The sequence below is a fragment of the Streptomyces sp. SYSU D01066-1 genome (assembly GCF_054956795.1).
In genome coordinates this window covers 21,700-35,789 of the sequence record NZ_JBUDHV010000049.1, presented here as the reverse complement: position 1 = coordinate 35,789, position 14,090 = coordinate 21,700, and the positions used below count along the sequence as shown (strand labels likewise).

The following is a 14,090-nucleotide window of genomic DNA, read 5'->3' as shown; positions in this document are numbered from 1 at the left end:
GGGACGACGGACGCCACCCCGCCTCACGCGACCCACCGGCACCCCCGCCCCCGCCCCCGCCCCCGCCCCCGAGGTCCCCTGCCGCCCCGACCGGCCGGCCCTTCCCGCAGAGGTCACTCACTCGGCACAGGGACTCCCGTTCCACCACGCCCCTCGCGTCACCGCAGCACCCGCCCGTACACACGCGCGTGCGCACGCGTATGCGCACGCCCACGGCCGGACGGCGACGGCTCCGGACCCCACCGGCACCCCACACGAAGTTGTATGATGCAACCAAGTGCGTGAAGGAGGTCCCGTGACGGCACCCGACAGGTCCGAGGAGATGCCGGCCGCCCCCGGGGCGGGCGACGCGGAGGAGGTCATCCACCGCGAGCTGACGGTCTTCGCCCGGCGGGCCCGCTCCTCGGCGGGCCGGATGCATCCCGAGCTCTCACTCGTGTCGTACACCCTGCTCGGGCACCTGGAGGAGCGGGACGGCTGCCGGGCCACGGACCTGGCCGCGCACTACGCGCTGGACAAGTCCACCGTCAGCCGCCAGGTGACCGCCCTGGAGCGGACCGGCCTCGTCGAGCGGCGCCCGGACCCCGACGACGCCCGGGTGCAGGTCCTGCACCTGACGGAAGCGGGACGGCGCATCCTGGCCCAGGTCACCGAGAGCCGCCGTGCCGCGTTCCGGGAGCGTCTCGCGGACTGGCCGGAGGAGGACCTCGTACGGTTCGCCCGCTACCTGGCGCGGTACAACGCGTGGCCCGCGCCCCACCGGCGTCCCGGCCCGGGCGCGTAGTCCCGGCCCGCGCCCGTACCCGTACCCGTACCCGTACTGTGGAAGACCACTCCCGCACGGTTCGCACGCCGCCCTTCCCCGGCGGCCCGAAAGGCACCACCGCATGAACACCACCCGAGGCTTCACCGGACGCCCCCGCGCCGTCCGTCCGGGGCTGCCGCCCGGCCAGTACGACGCGCGCGACGACTGGCCGGTGCTGTCCGCCGAGGTCACCCCCGACCTGGCCGCCGCCGACTGGTCCTTCCGCGTCGGCGGACTGGTGGCCGAGCCCCGCGTCTGGACCTGGGAGCAGGCCCACGAGCTGCCCGGGGCGGCGTACGAGGGCGACATCCACTGCGTGACGGGCTGGTCGAAGTTCGGGATGCGGTTCGAGGGCGTGTCCCTGGACTCCTTCCTGGCGGCGGCCGGTCCGCTGCCGTCCGCCACGCACGCCGTGGCCTACGCGCACACCGGCTACACGGCGGGCCTGCCGCTCGCCGACCTGACCGGTGGGCGGGCCTGGATCGTCTGGTCGTCCGGCGGCCGGCCGCTCGACCCCGAGCACGGCGGCCCGGCGCGGCTGATCGTGCCCCACCTGTACTTCTGGAAGAGCGTGAAGTGGGTCGCGGGCCTGGAACTGCTCGACCACGAGGAGCCGGGCTTCTGGGAGGGCAACGGCTACCACGCGCGCGGCAACCCGTGGGAGGAACAGAGGTACTCCGGTGACTGAGACGACGGCGGCCCCCGTGCCGCGCACGCGGTTCGCCGTGCCCGGGCGGATCGCCGTGGACGAGCGGGTCGCGGCCCGCTGGCAGACCGCCACGCTCACCGAGATCCGCCGGGAGACGCCGCGCGCGGCCACGTTCCGGTTCGCGGTGCCCGGCTGGGCCGGTCACCTGCCCGGTCAGCACCTGCTGCTGCGGCTCACCGCCGAGGACGGCTACACGGCCCAGCGCCACTACTCGCTGGCCTCCGCGCCGGACGGCTCCGGGCACATCGAGCTGACCCTGGACCGGGTCGCGGACGGCGAGGTCTCCGGCTGGTTCCACACGGTGGCCCGGCCCGGTGACCGGGTCGAGGTGCGGGGGCCGCTGAGCGGGTTCTTCGCCTGGCCCGGCGACCGGCCCGCGCTGCTGGTCGGCGCCGGTTCCGGCGTCGTACCGCTGATGTCGATGGTGCGGCACCACCGGGCGCGGAACCTGTCGGTGCCGCTGCGGCTGGTGGTGTCCGCGCGCAGCCCCGAGGACCTCCTCTACGCGCGGGAGTACGGCGCGGAGACGACGCGGGTGTTCACCCGGTCCGCGCCGCGGGGGTGGCCCGTGGGCCGGCTGACCGCCGCCCACCTGGCTCCGCTGCTGGCCGAACGGCCGGACGGTGGCTGGGAGGCGTACGTGTGCGGGTCCAACTCCTTCGCCGAGCACGCCTCACGCCTGCTGGTGGCGTCCGGGCAGCCGGTCGACCGGATCCGCGTCGAGCGCTTCGGCTGAGCGGAGGCGCGGTGGGCGCTTCGGCCGAGCGGAGGCGCATCAGGCGCTTCGGCCGAGCGGAGGCGCGGCGCCTCACCGCACCGCACCACCCGGATTCTCCGGCGGCGCCCTTCGGCCCGGTTTCCCGGTCGCCTCTTCGGGTCTCGTCCCGACCACGCCTTCCGGTCCCGTCCCGGCCGCGTTTTCCCGCCCCGCGGCTGGGCACCTGACCGGCGGCGCGGAGCGGTCGTCCGGCGGTGGCGGGCGGCGCGGTGAACGGACCGGCCGGACGGGGTACCAGGACCGTGCGCGTACTCGTACGCGGGCGGGACGCCGAGGGGCCGGGAACCCATGTGGCCGGCCGGCCTCCGGCCGCGGTGACGGCGAGGAGGACGAGATGCGAACCCGGGTGCGCGGCTGGCGCTGGCGGCGCAATCCACTGCGGCGCCGGTGCGACGTGATCGAGGCGTGGACGGTACTGGTCGTGGCCGTACTGCTGCTGGTGGGCGCCCCGGCGCTGGGAGCGGCCACGGCGTGCTGGGCGCACGGCCAGGCGCAGGCGGTCGCCGCCGAGCAGCGGGCCGAGCGCCGGCAGGTGCGCGCCGAGGTGGTCGGCGCGACTCCCGAGACGCTGCCCTCGGTGCAGTCCGGCGGGCAGCACTCCTACCGGACCACGGTGCGCTGGAGCGAGCCGGACGAGACGCCGCGGACCACCACGGCACGGCTGCCGGCCGAGACCCGGTACGGCGAGACCGTGACCGTGTGGCTCGACGCGCGGGGCCGGAGCGTGCCGCCGCCGGCCGACGGTGCCACGGTCTGGCGGCACGCGGTCACCATGGGCGCGTGCGCCACGGCGGTCTCGGCGGCCGTGGTCCTGCTGGGGCACTGCGCGGTGCGCCGGGTGGCGCTGCGGCACCGGATGGCGGAGTGGGACCGCGCCTGGGCCCGTGCCGAACCGCAGTGGACGCACCGTGACGCCTGATCCGATCACCTTCGCCACCGAGGTACCCCACCGAGACCGCACTCCGGACCGGCCTCTCTCCCGCGAAACCTCTGTGACCAGTCACGACGCTTGAGGTCGGATCTGCCGGAGCAGCTTCGGGCACGGTTGTTTTCGGTCAGGACCTGGCGAGTCCTCCGATCACTCACGTACGGTGTGATCATCCGGACGGTCCGGCGCCGTCCCTCACCCGAAGGCGGTTCTCGATGGCCCTGTTCGACCTTCCGCTCGACGAACTACGCGACTACCGCAGCGCGGCGACCGAGCCGGAGGACTTCGACGCGTTCTGGAGCAAGACGCTCCAGGAGTCCCGCGAACACGACCTGGACGCCCGCTTCGAGCCGGTCGACACGGGACTGACCGAGGTGCGGACGTACGACGTGACGTTCGCCGGGTTCGGCGGCCACCCGGTGAAGGGCTGGCTGAACCTGCCGGCCGGCGCCGAGGAACCGCTGCCGCTGGTCGTCGAGTACATCGGCTACGGCGGCGGACGCGGCCTGCCGCACGAGCACCTGCTGTGGGCCGCCACCGGCCGGGCGCACTTCGTGATGGACACCCGCGGCCAGGGAAGCGGCTGGGGCGGCGGGGGCGACACGCCCGATCCCGTCGGCGGCGCCCCCTCGTACCCGGGGTTCATGACCAAGGGCGTGGACGCGCCGGAGAACTACTACTACCGCCGGGTGTACACGGACGCGGTGCGCGCCGTCGAGGCGGCCCGCTCGCACCCGCTGACCGACGCCGCGCGCACCGTCGTCCTCGGTGCCAGCCAGGGCGGCGGCATCACCGTCGCCGTGGGCGGCCTGGTACCGGACCTGACGGCGGTCGCGCCCGACGTGCCGTTCCTGTGCGACTTCCCGCGCGCGACCACGCTCACCGACCGGCACCCCTACCGGGAGATCGGCCTGTACCTGAAGACGCACCGGGGCCGCGCCCAGGACGTCCAGCGGACGCTGTCCTACTTCGACGGGGTGCACTTCGCGGCCCGCGGCCGGGCTCCCGCGCTGTTCTCGGCGGCGCTGGAGGACCTGACCTGCCCGCCCTCGACGGTGTTCGCGGCCTTCAACGCCTGGGCCCACGAGGACAAGGACATCGAGGTCTACGAGTTCAACGACCACGAGGGCGGCGGGCCGTTCCAGCAGGCCGCCAGGGTGCGCTGGCTGAGCGGCCGGCTCTGACGGAGCCTCAGGGCTTGCGGGCGGTGACCAGGCGGGCGCGCGGAGCGCCGTCGGGCCGCCGCCCGAAGCCGGGCAGGGGACGCAGGTCGACCCGGAAACCGGCCCGGACCAGTTCCCGGCGTACGTCACCGAGCCGGAAGGTCCGGTAGTACATGACGAACGGCGGTCGCCACACGGCGTTGCGCACCCGCATCGCCGTGTCGAAGCCGAGCAGTGCCCAGTAGGCCCGGGAGCCCGGCCGGGGCGGTGCCGCGACGGGGAAGGCGAAGCGGCCGCCCGGCCGCAGCGCGCGGTGCACTTCGCCGAAGAGTCCCGGCAGTTCACGGGGGAGGAAGTGGCCGAACCCGCCGAAGCTCACCACGAGGTCGAACGCCCCGGTGAACGGCAGGGCGCGGGCGTCGGCGCGGACCCAGGAGACCGTGGGCCCGGCGGGGCGGACCGGCCGCCGGGCGACCTCCAGCATGCCCGCGCTGAAGTCGACGCCCGTGGCGCTCCCGCGGCACAGGCGGGTCAGGACGTCCATGCCCGCGCCGGTGCCGCAGCACAGGTCGAGGCCCGCCTGGAAGGGACCCAGCGGCAGCAGCGCGGCGGCGACGGCGTCCAGCACCCGTTGCGGGGTGCGGTACGGGGTGTGGTCGAACTTCGGGGCCAGCAGGTCGTAGCCGTGCTCGACCGACGACAGCGCCTGGACGGCGAGTTCACGCAGGGTGGGAGCCTGGGAGCGGGACATCCGGTCAGCTTAGGGCCTGTCGCCGAGGCGGACGGGAAGGTGGCGGCGGGCCCTCACGGCGCCCCCGGCCGGACCCGGGCCGGGAGACGAAACAGGGGACAGGCCAGGGGACAGGCCGCCTTCGCCGTGGTACGCTGACTTCAGCACTCGTGTAAGCCCCCCTCTCTTTCGGGGCGCCGGTGCAGTTCTTCTCCCGGTTCGCCGGAACCGTCCGTCCGTTCCGTTCGGAGCGGCGGCCTTCCCACACCACCCCGCGAGCGGGTCCTCCCGTCGTCGCCGGGGTGCTGTTCCCCGCCGCCCGCGGATGTGCCCCCTGGGCCCGGCCCGCACGGCCTCCCCCTCCCCCACGCGCTCCTCCCGTCCGCCGTCCTCGAAAGGACCCCCGCAGACGACCTCGCCGACGTTGTCCTACAGCAGCGATCGAGTCGCGTCTCCCAATCGGCGGTCGAGTCGTCGCGGGGCTCCGGGCGGCCAAGTCCTTTGAGCCTTGCCAACGGCGCCCACATGACAGCCATACCCAGAACCCCTGGGCCCTCCGATCTTACGAATGACCAGAGCGACCACCCTTGAAAGGTAGGACCCCCTCATGACCACCACACTCGAACGCCCTCCCGTCCAGCAGGCCCCGGCCCAGACCGTCAGCGGCGTCCTCGACCTGGACGCGGGCGGCAGGGGCCACCTGCGCGGCACCGGTCTGCTGCCCGCCCCCGCGGACGCGCGGCTCCCCGCGGCGCTGATCCGCCGGTACGGCCTGCGGGTGGGAGATCTCGTCGAAGGCGTACGCGACGACCGGCACACCCTGACCGACGTCGTCCGGGTCGACGGCCGTACGCCGCAGCGGCCGGCCGCGCGGCGGCGGTTCGCCGATCTGACGCCGCTCCATCCGCACCGGCGGCTGCGCCTGGAACACCCGGCGGCGGGCCTGGCCGGACGCGTCCTCGATCTGATGGCCCCGGTCGGAAAGGGCCAGCGCGGTCTGCTCGTGGCCCCGCCGAAGACCGGCAAGACCGTACTGCTCCAGCAGATCGCGGCCGCCGTGTCCGGCAACCACCCCGAGTGCCGGCTGATGGTCCTGCTGCTCGACGAACGGCCCGAGGAGGTCACCGACATGCGGCGCTCGGTGCGCGGCGAGGTCTACGCCTCGACCTTCGACCGCACACCCCGGCAGCACATCGCGCTGGCCGAGCTGGTGATCGAACGGGCCAAGCGGCTCGTCGAGGCCGGTGAGGACGTCGTCGTCCTGCTCGACTCGCTCACCCGGCTGTGCCGGGCGCACAACAACGCCGCGGGTCCCGGCGGGCGCACCCTCAGCGGCGGTGTCGACGCGGGCTCGCTGACCGGGCCCAAGCGTTTCTTCGGCGCCGCCCGGCAGGCCGAGGAGGGCGGCTCGCTCACCATCCTCGCCACCGCGCTGGTGGAGACCGGTTCCCGGGCCGACGAGTTCTTCTTCGAGGAGCTCAAGAGCACCGGCAACATGGAGCTGCGGCTGAGCCGCGAGCCGGCCACCCGCCGGCTCTTCCCGGCCGTAGACATCGACGGATCCGGTACCCGGCGGGAGGAACTGCTGCTGCCCCCGGCCGAGTCGGCGGCCGTGGCCGGACTGCGGCGGGCGCTGCGGACGCGGGACGGGCACGGCGCTCTGGAGACGCTCATCGAGCGCCTGCGCGAGACGCCGGACAACGCCGCCTTCCTGCGGCGCGTCCAGCCGACGCTGCCCACCGGCTGACGGACCGCCACCGGGCCGCAGCCCGGCAGCCCCTCCCCCGGCCGCCGCCCGACGGCCCCCTGCGGCCCCCTGCGGCCCGTGCGGCATCCGGGTGCCCGCCCCCGCCACTCGGCCCTGGCGGGGTGGCGTGGAGCCGACCCATTCCTACGTTTGCGGTATGACTATCGGACTTTCTTCCCGGCTGGTCCTGTCCGGATGCGCGCTGTGCGCGCTGGGGCTGCTGGCCCTGGCGCCCGCCGCGGCGGCGGTCCGCACCCGGCCGCCGGACCCCGGCCCGGCCGTCGGGCCGGGGGCGGTGGCCCCGCAGCCCGGCCTGCTGCACCGCTCCGGCACCCAGGTCCGCCCGCGTCCCGGGGCGCCGGGGCTCCCCGATGTCTCCGCCCTGTCCTGGGTGGTGGCCGACGCCGGCAGTGGTCAGGTGCTGGCCGCGCACGACGCGCACCGCAGGCTGCCGCCCGCCTCCACCCTGAAGACCCTGTTCGCCCTCACCGTGCTGCCCGTGCTGCCGGGCGGCATCCGCCACGAGGTGCGCCCCGGGGAACTGGCCGAGGTCGGTCCGGGCAGCAGTCTGGTCGGGGTCGCCGAGGGGCGCTCCTACCGGGTCGCCGACCTGTGGAACGGGGTGTTCCTCAACTCCGGCAACGACGCCGTGCACGTGCTGGCCGCGCTCAGCGGCGGCTGGCGCGAGACGGCCGCCCGGATGCAGGCCAAGGCCCGCGCGCTGGGCGCCCGCGACACGGAGGTGCGCTCGCCCGACGGCTATGACGCGCCGGGCCAGGTCTCGTCCGCCTTCGACCTGACGCTGTTCGGCCGGGCGGGGCTGCGCAGCCCGGAGTTCGCCCGGTACTGCGCCCGGGCCGCGGCCCTCTTCCCGGGCGGCGGCGGGGAGGTGTATCCGATCGAGAACACCAACCGGCTGCTGACCGGAGCGGACGGGGTCGCCGCCTACCCGGGGCTGGTCGGCGTCAAGAACGGCTACACCAGCGGCGCCGGGCACACCCTCGTCGCCGCCGCCCGGCGGGACGGACGGACCCTGGTGGTGACGGTGATGAACCCTCAGGAAGGCGGTGCCTTCGCCGTGTACGAGGAGGCGCGCTCGCTGCTGGACTGGGGGTTCGCGTCGGCCGGGCGGGTCGATCCGGTGGGCTCGCTGGACACCCCCCGCGCGCGGTCGCGGCCGGGACCGGAGGCGTCGGCGGGACCTGTCGCGGCGCGGGCCGAGGACGGGCCGGGCTGGACGGAGGCCGGGGCGGTCACGGCCGCGGCCGGCCTCGGCGCGGGCGCGGTGGCGCTGGTGCTGCGGCGGGTGCCGGTCCGGCCGGCCGGGGAGTGACCGGCCGGCAGCGCCAGCAGCAGGCCGAGGGTGATCCAGACGTAGGCGTTGCCGCCGAGGAAGCCCGCCACACCCGAGGCGTCGTCGCTCCACAGCCAGACCACGCTGGTGCACAGCACCGCGTACAGGGCGCCCGCGAGGCGCGGGTGCCCGGTGCGCAGCAGTACCGCGAACGACGGCAGCAGCCACACCAGGTGATGCACCCAGGTGACCGGGCTGACCAGGCACGCGGCCAGTCCGGTCAGGGCGAAGGCCGCCGTCCAGTCCGCCGCGGCCAGGGCCCGGCGGGTCCGCCACGCCCACCCGCCGAGGACCAGCAGCACCGCCGCCGCCCACACCGCCCGGTCCGGTTCGCCGAGCCGGGCCAGCACCCCTTGGAGGGACTGGTTGGAGACGTAGTCGAGGCGGCCGACGCGGGTGGTGTCCCACACCGCGTGGGTCCAGTAGAAGCGGGAGGCGTCCGGCACCGCCCAGGCGGCCAGCGCGGTCGCCCCGGCGGCCACGGCCGTCGCGACACCGGCCGCCCGCCACCGCCGGGCGAGCAGCAGCAGGCCGATGAAGAGCGCGGGCGTGAGCTTGACGGCCGCGGCGAGACCGATGCCGACGCCCGCCCACCGTCCGCGCCCGGTGGCCAGCAGCCGTCCGTCGGCGAGCACGAGGGCCAGCAGGATCAGGTTGACCTGCCCGAAGCTGACGGTGTCGCGCAGCGGCTCGAACAGGGCGAGCAGGCAGACGGTCAGGGCCCAGCCGTAGCCGCCCGGCCGCCGCCGGGCGCCGTCCGCCAGGACGCGCAGCACCACCGCGAGGGCGATCAGGTCCAGCAGCAGGCAGACGGCGACCGCGGCGGGCAGGCCGAGCAGCGCCATCGGCAGCATGGCGAGGGCCGCGAACGGCGGGTAGGTGAAGCCGTACGCCGTGCCGGGCACCCGGTAGTCGTAGATCCGGCCGCCGTGGTGGATCCAGCTGTCCACGGTGCCGTGGTAGACGCGCAGGTCGAACCAGTCGCGCAACAGGGGCACCGTCGCGGTGAAGACGGTCACGGCGGCGGCCAGGGCCAGGACCAGGACCAGCTGGCCGCGGTCGGTGGACGGCCGCCTCATCCGACCGGGTCCAGCGCCGGGGCCGGCCGGGTCTGCCGGAACTGGTGGGCCTGCCACAGCACGACCGCGGCGAGGACGCCGCCGCAGACGGCCAGGGCCAGCTGGCCCGCGTCCGCCGGTCCGCCGCCGGGCAGGGCGGCCAGGGCCAGCACCCCGGCCACGGCCGCCGCGCGGTGGCGTACGGCGACGGGCGCGGCGGCGGCGATCAGGTAGAGGCCCCACAGGGCGTACCAGGGGCGGATCGCCGGGCCGAGGGCCGCGATCGCGGCGAGGCTGAGGCCGGCGGCGTAGACCGGGCGGTGCCGCAGCCGGATCCAGACCAGGAGCACGGCCACGGCGGCGCAGGCCAGGCCCAGGGTGTGCCAGGCGGGGACGGCCAGGTGGGCGAGGCCGCTGCCGACGCCCTCCAGGAGGTCGCGGGTGGCGCCGCCGAGGAGGCTGGTCAGGGCCCAGTTGCCGGTCGAGACGGGGGTGTCGAGGGCGGTGGTCCAGCCGTATCCGGTGCCGGCCGCGGCGGTGGCGGCGACGGTGGTGGCCGCGGCCGTGAGGAGGGTCGTCAGCAGGGCGCGCGCCGGGCGGCGGCCCGCGCGGAGCTGGAGGGCGACGACGGCGGCGAGCCCCAGCGCGGCGGGCGCCTTGACCAGGGCGGCCAGGGTGACCAGCGCGGCCCCGGCGGCGGGCCGGCGGCCCAGCGCGGCGACCAGGCCGGCGCCGAGCAGCCCGAGCATGACGGCGTCGTTGTGGGCGCCGGCCACCAGGTGGAGCAGGACCAGCGGGTTGAGCGCGCCGAGCCACAGCGCGGCGGCCGGGTCGGCGCCGCTGTGCCGGGCGAGCCGGGCCAGCGCCGGCGCCATCAGCGCGACGCCGGCCAGCGCGACCAGCCGCATCCCGGTGACGCCCGCCGCCAGTTCGCCGCGGGTCAGGCCGGACAGGACGGCGCAGACGCCGATGAAGACCGGCCCGTACGGGGCGCTGGTGTGCTGCCACAGGGGTGCGACCTCGTCGGCGAGCGGTCCGCCGAGGCGGGCCGGGCCGTAGGTGTACACGTCGATGCCCGCGTCGGCCATGGCGCCCTGCGCGAGGTAGCTGTAGACGTCCCGGCTGAACAGCGGCGGGGCGAGCAGCAGCGGCGCCGACCAGAGCGCCAGGACCAGCAGCAGGGCGCGCGGCGACGGCGGTTCGGGGCCGCGCACCAGACGTCCGAGCAGGGCCCAGGCGGCGATCAGCAGGACGATGCCGAAGTAGACGGTGACCAGGCCCAGGGCGGCGGCCGGGGAGGCCGGGGCGAGCAGGTCCCGCACCGGGAGGGCACCGGCCGTCTCACCGCCCGTCGCGAGGGCGGCGGTACCTGCCAGGCCGAGCAGCCGGCAGCGGCGGAGGTCGGCGGAGAGGACGGCGGACAGCACCCGGGCAGCATGTCGGCGCCGGGTGGCCGGGAACCGACGTACCGCCCTCCCCCCGGGGGACCACGTGTGACCGCCTGGTGATGCCGGCGCCGGTGGCCGCGGCGGCGACGGGGGCAGGCCCCACCCCGGGCAGGGGGGTGAGCACCTGCCGGGGCGGGGGGAAGGCATCATTCCGCTGCCGCGGGGCCGTTCACATAGTGAGGCACATGGTCGATCCGACGGCGCCCGTGACGGTGCGCACAGACAACACGTCCATACGCCGGCCCGCGCGGGGAGGGGAAAGGGGCAGCGACTTCGCCGAACTCTCCCGCCGCGTCACCGCGGCGGGACTGCTGCGGCGGCGCCCGCTGTACTACACGGTGCGTTTCGGCACGGTGGGGGCCGCGCTCGCGGGGAGCGTGGCGGCGTTCCTGGCACTGGGTGACAGCTGGGGGCAGTTGTTCGTCACCGTCGCCCTGGCCGTCGTCTTCGGCCAGCTCGGACTGGCCGCCCACGACCTCGCCCACCGCCAGGTGTTCTCCCGCCGGCGCCCCAGCGAGGCCGGCGGTCTGTTCACCGCCGACCTGCTGCTCGGCATGAGTTACGGCTGGTGGATGAAGAAGCACACGCGTCATCACGCCGACCCCAACCACGAGGAGAAGGACCCGGACGTCTCGCCCGACATCCTGGTGTGGTCCCGGCGGCAGGCGCGCCGCGCCCGGGGCATCGCGCGGTTCGTCGGCAAGCACCAGGCCGCGCTGTTCTTCCCGCTGCTGACCCTCGAAGGCCTCAATCTGAGTTTCCACAGCCTCAAGGCGCTGCGCGGCCCGGCCGTGAAGCGGCCGGTGCTGGAGGGCACGCTGCTGGTGGCGCACTTCGCGCTGTACTTCGGCGGGCTGTTCACGGTCCTCTCCCCCGGCAAGGCGCTCGTCTTCGTCGCCGTCCACCAGGGCCTGTTCGGGATCTACCTGGGTTCGGTCTTCGCGCCCAACCACAAGGGCATGCCGATGATCGAGGAGGGCACGCGTCTGGACTTCCTGCGCCGTCAGGTGCTCACTTCGCGCAACGTGCGGGGCGGGGCGTTCACCGACGCGCTCATGGGCGGCCTCAACCACCAGATCGAGCACCACCTCTTCCCCAGCATGCCGACGCCCGCCCTGGCCCGGGCGCAGCGGATCACCGAGCGGTACTGCGCCGAACTGGGCGTCCCCTACCACCGGACGGGGCTGCTCGCCTCGCACCGGGAGGCGCTGCGGCACCTGCGCGGCGCCGGGGAGCCGCTGCGCGTCGCCGGGTGACCGGCGGGAGCGGGGCTCAGCCCCGCAGGAGCCCGCCCAGGGCCGTGCCCGCGAAGGCCGCGCCGACGCCGGCCGCCACGCTGAGCAGCACATTGCCGAGGGCGTGCCGGCCGGCCCCGGCCTCTGCCAGCCGCAGGGTCTCGTACGAGAAGGTCGAGTACGTGGTGAGGGCTCCGCACAGGCCGGTGCCGAGCAGCAGCTGGAGGCGGGAGCCCGCCGCGCCCGTGAGGGCCGCGCCGGTGAGCAGGCCGAGGACCAGCGAGCCGGTGACGTTGACCAGGAAGGTGCCCCAGGGCAGGGACGAGCCGTACCGGGCGCGCACCGTGCGGTCGGTGAGGTAGCGGAGCGGGGCGCCCGCCATGGCGCCCACGACGACGAGCAGCCAGTTCACCGGGACCGCCCGCCCGCCGCCGACAGGACCCGGCGGGTGACCGAGGCGGCGAGCCAGACCGCGGCGAGCGCCGCGAGCGGGGTGGCGGCGAGGTAGGCCGCCGCGACGCGGAGGTGCCCGGCGCCGGCCAGTTGCCGGAAGTCGGCGGTGAACGTCGAGAAGGTGGTGAAGCCGCCGAGCACCCCGGTGCCGAAGAAGGGGCGCAGCAGGCGGTGGACGGGCCACACCTCGGTGAGGGTCATGAACGCGCCGATCACGGCGCAGCCGGCCACGTTGACCCAGAAGGCGGTCCAGGGGAAGCCGCCGGGTCCGGCCGGCCACTGCAGGGTGGCCGCGTAGCGGGCGGCGGCTCCGGCGCCCCCGCCGAGCGCCACGGCGGCCACCACGGGCGGCCCGCTCCGGTCGGGGCGGGCCGGGGCGGCGGGAGGCGCGGCGGCGCCCTCGGTCTCGGGGGTGGTCATGAGGCGGTGCGTCTTCCTACTCGCCGGCGTGGGATGCCCTCGTGCGCAAGCGGGGACCGTCGGCGGCGCCCGTGCCGCGGTCCGGGTGCGGCGGGCCCCTCTGCCGCGCCGCGCGAGGGGGGGCGCGGCCGGTGACCAGCGTAACGCGGGCGGCGCCGCGGCCGGGGCGGGCGGGGCACGGGGCACCGGTGGTGTGCCGGCCGCCGCGCGGCCGCGGTCCGGCGGATGCGGGCACGGACCGGTACTACCATGCGGATATGGCAGCGAAGACGGCCGGTGTGCGGCTGGAGGACCGGTGGCGGGAGATCCTCGCGGTGCACGCGCGCACGTCCTGTGAGATCGACCGGGTACTGCACCCCTACGGCCTCGGCGCGAGCGACTTCGAGGTGCTCGACCTCCTCGCCGCCGCCGCGCACGGGGAGGGGGACCACTGCCGGGTGCAGAACCTCGTCGGCCGGGTCCACCTCAGCCAGAGCGCGCTGTCCCGGCTGATCGCCCGGCTGGAGCGGGACGGCCTGGTGCGGCGCACCGTCTGCCTGGAGGACCGGCGCGGCGTGTGGGTGGAGCTGACCCCCGAGGGCCGCGACCGGTACGCCCAGACCCTGCCGTTGCAGCGGGCGGTGCTGGCCCGGACGCTGGGCGACGACTGCCCGTAGGGCCCGGTCAGGGCCGGGCCAGCAGGGTGCGGACGCCGTCCGAGGTGAGGGTGAGCCGGTGCTCGGAGCCGGCGTCGATGGACAGGGACAGGTCGTCGGCCGGCCACTGCGCGGCGAGGGCGCCGAGCGGCACCAGGCGGTACCGGGAGACGAACGGCAGCAGGCCGGCCATCTCCAGCTCCGAGGTGAAGACGGGCACCACCTGCCCGCCGCCCGACTGCTCCAGCACGGGCAGCGCCAGCGTGGTCGCGCCGGCGTCCTCGTCGCTCGCGTCGTCCGGCACCGGCACGAGCACCTCGCTGCCCGCCAGGGTGTCGAACGCCGCCGTGTCCGCGGTGTTCCCGGCGAGGGTGTCCAGCGCCCGCTGCGCGGGGGTCGCGGTGTTGTCGTTCGCGGGTGTCTCCATGGCGGTTCCCTGGTAGCGGCGGTGTGCTGCCCGTTCCCGTGATGACCGGCACGGGCGTGGTCCCGCCTCGCGTACCCGGCCGGGGCGGCGGCAATCCCGCCCGGGGCGCGCGGCTCGCGCACCGGCCGCCGGGGAGGAGGCCGGCCCTGGGGAAAGACGGCGCGGGGGTTGACCCGGGGCCCGGCCGACGGTGTCATGTT

At 75.8% G+C, this 14,090-nt stretch carries 14 protein-coding genes and 1 pseudogene; 9 read left to right on the top strand and 6 right to left on the bottom strand.

Annotation, left to right across the window (positions count from 1 at the left end; all coding sequences use genetic code 11):
- Positions 1-322: 322 nt before the first annotated feature.
- The 5 genes from ACY1JF_RS29825 to ACY1JF_RS29805 all read left to right on the top strand — a co-directional run bounded on the left by ACY1JF_RS29825 (position 323) and on the right by ACY1JF_RS29805 (position 4,404).
- A complete protein-coding gene (locus ACY1JF_RS29825) occupies positions 323-784 on the top strand; it encodes a MarR family winged helix-turn-helix transcriptional regulator (protein ID WP_462708399.1) in 462 nt (153 codons plus the stop codon).
- A 103-nt stretch (positions 785-887) separates the two neighbouring features.
- On the top strand, positions 888-1,493 hold the full coding sequence (locus ACY1JF_RS29820) for a sulfite oxidase-like oxidoreductase (RefSeq protein ID WP_462708382.1): 606 nt from the start codon (positions 888-890) through the stop codon (positions 1,491-1,493).
- The gene (locus ACY1JF_RS29815; protein ID WP_462708381.1) at positions 1,486-2,250 is read left to right on the top strand and encodes a ferredoxin reductase; all 765 of its coding nucleotides are present in this window, start codon (positions 1,486-1,488) and stop codon (positions 2,248-2,250) included. The genes ACY1JF_RS29820 and ACY1JF_RS29815 overlap by 8 nt, the downstream gene beginning before the upstream one ends.
- 376 nt (positions 2,251-2,626) lie before the next feature.
- Positions 2,627-3,211, top strand: a complete 585-nt coding sequence (locus ACY1JF_RS29810; protein WP_462708380.1) for an Rv1733c family protein — start codon at positions 2,627-2,629, stop codon at positions 3,209-3,211.
- A gap of 224 nt (positions 3,212-3,435) precedes the next feature.
- Complete coding sequence (locus tag ACY1JF_RS29805) at positions 3,436-4,404, top strand: acetylxylan esterase (RefSeq protein WP_462708379.1); 969 nt, start codon at positions 3,436-3,438, stop codon at positions 4,402-4,404.
- A 7-nt stretch (positions 4,405-4,411) separates the two neighbouring features.
- Here the strand turns inward: ACY1JF_RS29805 and ACY1JF_RS29800 are convergent, their stop codons facing one another.
- Positions 4,412-5,134: a class I SAM-dependent methyltransferase gene (locus ACY1JF_RS29800; RefSeq protein WP_462708378.1), complete on the bottom strand. Its 723-nt coding sequence runs from the start codon at positions 5,132-5,134 to the stop codon at positions 4,412-4,414.
- Between the two features lie 586 nt (positions 5,135-5,720).
- Here ACY1JF_RS29800 and rho point away from each other — a divergent pair.
- Both rho and ACY1JF_RS29790 read left to right on the top strand, forming a co-directional pair.
- Entirely contained in the window at positions 5,721-6,860 is a 1,140-nt protein-coding gene (rho, locus tag ACY1JF_RS29795; protein ID WP_462708377.1) for a transcription termination factor Rho, read from the top strand.
- Between the two features lie 157 nt (positions 6,861-7,017).
- Positions 7,018-7,857 (top strand): annotated as a pseudogene (locus tag ACY1JF_RS29790) (D-alanyl-D-alanine carboxypeptidase family protein); the annotation flags it as partial.
- Between the two features lie 59 nt (positions 7,858-7,916).
- Here ACY1JF_RS29790 and ACY1JF_RS29785 read toward each other — a convergent pair.
- Positions 7,917-9,293: a glycosyltransferase family 87 protein gene (locus ACY1JF_RS29785; RefSeq protein WP_462708376.1), complete on the bottom strand. Its 1,377-nt coding sequence runs from the start codon at positions 9,291-9,293 to the stop codon at positions 7,917-7,919.
- A complete protein-coding gene (gene mptB / locus ACY1JF_RS29780; protein ID WP_462708398.1) occupies positions 9,290-10,696 on the bottom strand; it encodes a polyprenol phosphomannose-dependent alpha 1,6 mannosyltransferase MptB in 1,407 nt (468 codons plus the stop codon). Before mptB ends, ACY1JF_RS29785 begins: the two co-directional genes overlap by 4 nt.
- 209 nt (positions 10,697-10,905) lie before the next feature.
- On the opposite strand from mptB, the gene ACY1JF_RS29775 reads away from it, so the two are divergent.
- Positions 10,906-11,976, top strand: a complete 1,071-nt coding sequence (locus tag ACY1JF_RS29775) for a fatty acid desaturase family protein (RefSeq protein ID WP_462708375.1) — start codon at positions 10,906-10,908, stop codon at positions 11,974-11,976.
- Between the two features lie 16 nt (positions 11,977-11,992).
- Here ACY1JF_RS29775 and crcB read toward each other — a convergent pair whose 3' ends face one another.
- Together crcB and ACY1JF_RS29765 are read right to left on the bottom strand one after the other, a co-directional pair.
- The gene (crcB, locus tag ACY1JF_RS29770; RefSeq protein WP_462708374.1) at positions 11,993-12,367 is read right to left on the bottom strand and encodes a fluoride efflux transporter CrcB; all 375 of its coding nucleotides are present in this window, start codon (positions 12,365-12,367) and stop codon (positions 11,993-11,995) included.
- The gene (locus tag ACY1JF_RS29765) at positions 12,364-12,828 is read right to left on the bottom strand and encodes a FluC/FEX family fluoride channel (protein ID WP_462708373.1); all 465 of its coding nucleotides are present in this window, start codon (positions 12,826-12,828) and stop codon (positions 12,364-12,366) included. Before ACY1JF_RS29765 ends, crcB begins: the two co-directional genes overlap by 4 nt.
- Before the next feature lie 257 nt (positions 12,829-13,085).
- Between ACY1JF_RS29765 and ACY1JF_RS29760 the strand changes: the two genes are divergently transcribed.
- On the top strand, positions 13,086-13,484 hold the full coding sequence (locus ACY1JF_RS29760) for a MarR family winged helix-turn-helix transcriptional regulator (protein WP_462708372.1): 399 nt from the start codon (positions 13,086-13,088) through the stop codon (positions 13,482-13,484).
- A gap of 7 nt (positions 13,485-13,491) precedes the next feature.
- Here ACY1JF_RS29760 and ACY1JF_RS29755 read toward each other — a convergent pair whose 3' ends face one another.
- Positions 13,492-13,890: an SseB family protein gene (locus ACY1JF_RS29755; RefSeq protein ID WP_462708371.1), complete on the bottom strand. Its 399-nt coding sequence runs from the start codon at positions 13,888-13,890 to the stop codon at positions 13,492-13,494.
- Positions 13,891-14,090: the final 200 nt, after the last annotated feature.

Excerpts from the sequence above, each read along its gene's own strand:
- ACY1JF_RS29785 (WP_462708376.1), bottom strand. The coding sequence starts at position 9,293 with ATGAGGCGGCCGTCCACCGACCGCGGCCAGCTGGTCCTGGTCCTGGCC.
- ACY1JF_RS29820 (WP_462708382.1), top strand. The coding sequence starts at position 888 with ATGAACACCACCCGAGGCTTCACCGGACGCCCCCGCGCCGTCCGTCCG.
- ACY1JF_RS29765 (WP_462708373.1), bottom strand. The coding sequence starts at position 12,828 with ATGACCACCCCCGAGACCGAGGGCGCCGCCGCGCCTCCCGCCGCCCCG.
- ACY1JF_RS29800 (WP_462708378.1), bottom strand. The coding sequence starts at position 5,134 with ATGTCCCGCTCCCAGGCTCCCACCCTGCGTGAACTCGCCGTCCAGGCG.
- rho (WP_462708377.1), top strand. The coding sequence starts at position 5,721 with ATGACCACCACACTCGAACGCCCTCCCGTCCAGCAGGCCCCGGCCCAG.
- ACY1JF_RS29805 (WP_462708379.1), top strand. The coding sequence starts at position 3,436 with ATGGCCCTGTTCGACCTTCCGCTCGACGAACTACGCGACTACCGCAGC.
- ACY1JF_RS29760 (WP_462708372.1), top strand. The coding sequence starts at position 13,086 with ATGGCAGCGAAGACGGCCGGTGTGCGGCTGGAGGACCGGTGGCGGGAG.
- ACY1JF_RS29825 (WP_462708399.1), top strand. The coding sequence starts at position 323 with ATGCCGGCCGCCCCCGGGGCGGGCGACGCGGAGGAGGTCATCCACCGC.
- ACY1JF_RS29810 (WP_462708380.1), top strand. The coding sequence starts at position 2,627 with ATGCGAACCCGGGTGCGCGGCTGGCGCTGGCGGCGCAATCCACTGCGG.
- ACY1JF_RS29775 (WP_462708375.1), top strand. The coding sequence starts at position 10,906 with ATGGTCGATCCGACGGCGCCCGTGACGGTGCGCACAGACAACACGTCC.
- ACY1JF_RS29755 (WP_462708371.1), bottom strand. The coding sequence starts at position 13,890 with ATGGAGACACCCGCGAACGACAACACCGCGACCCCCGCGCAGCGGGCG.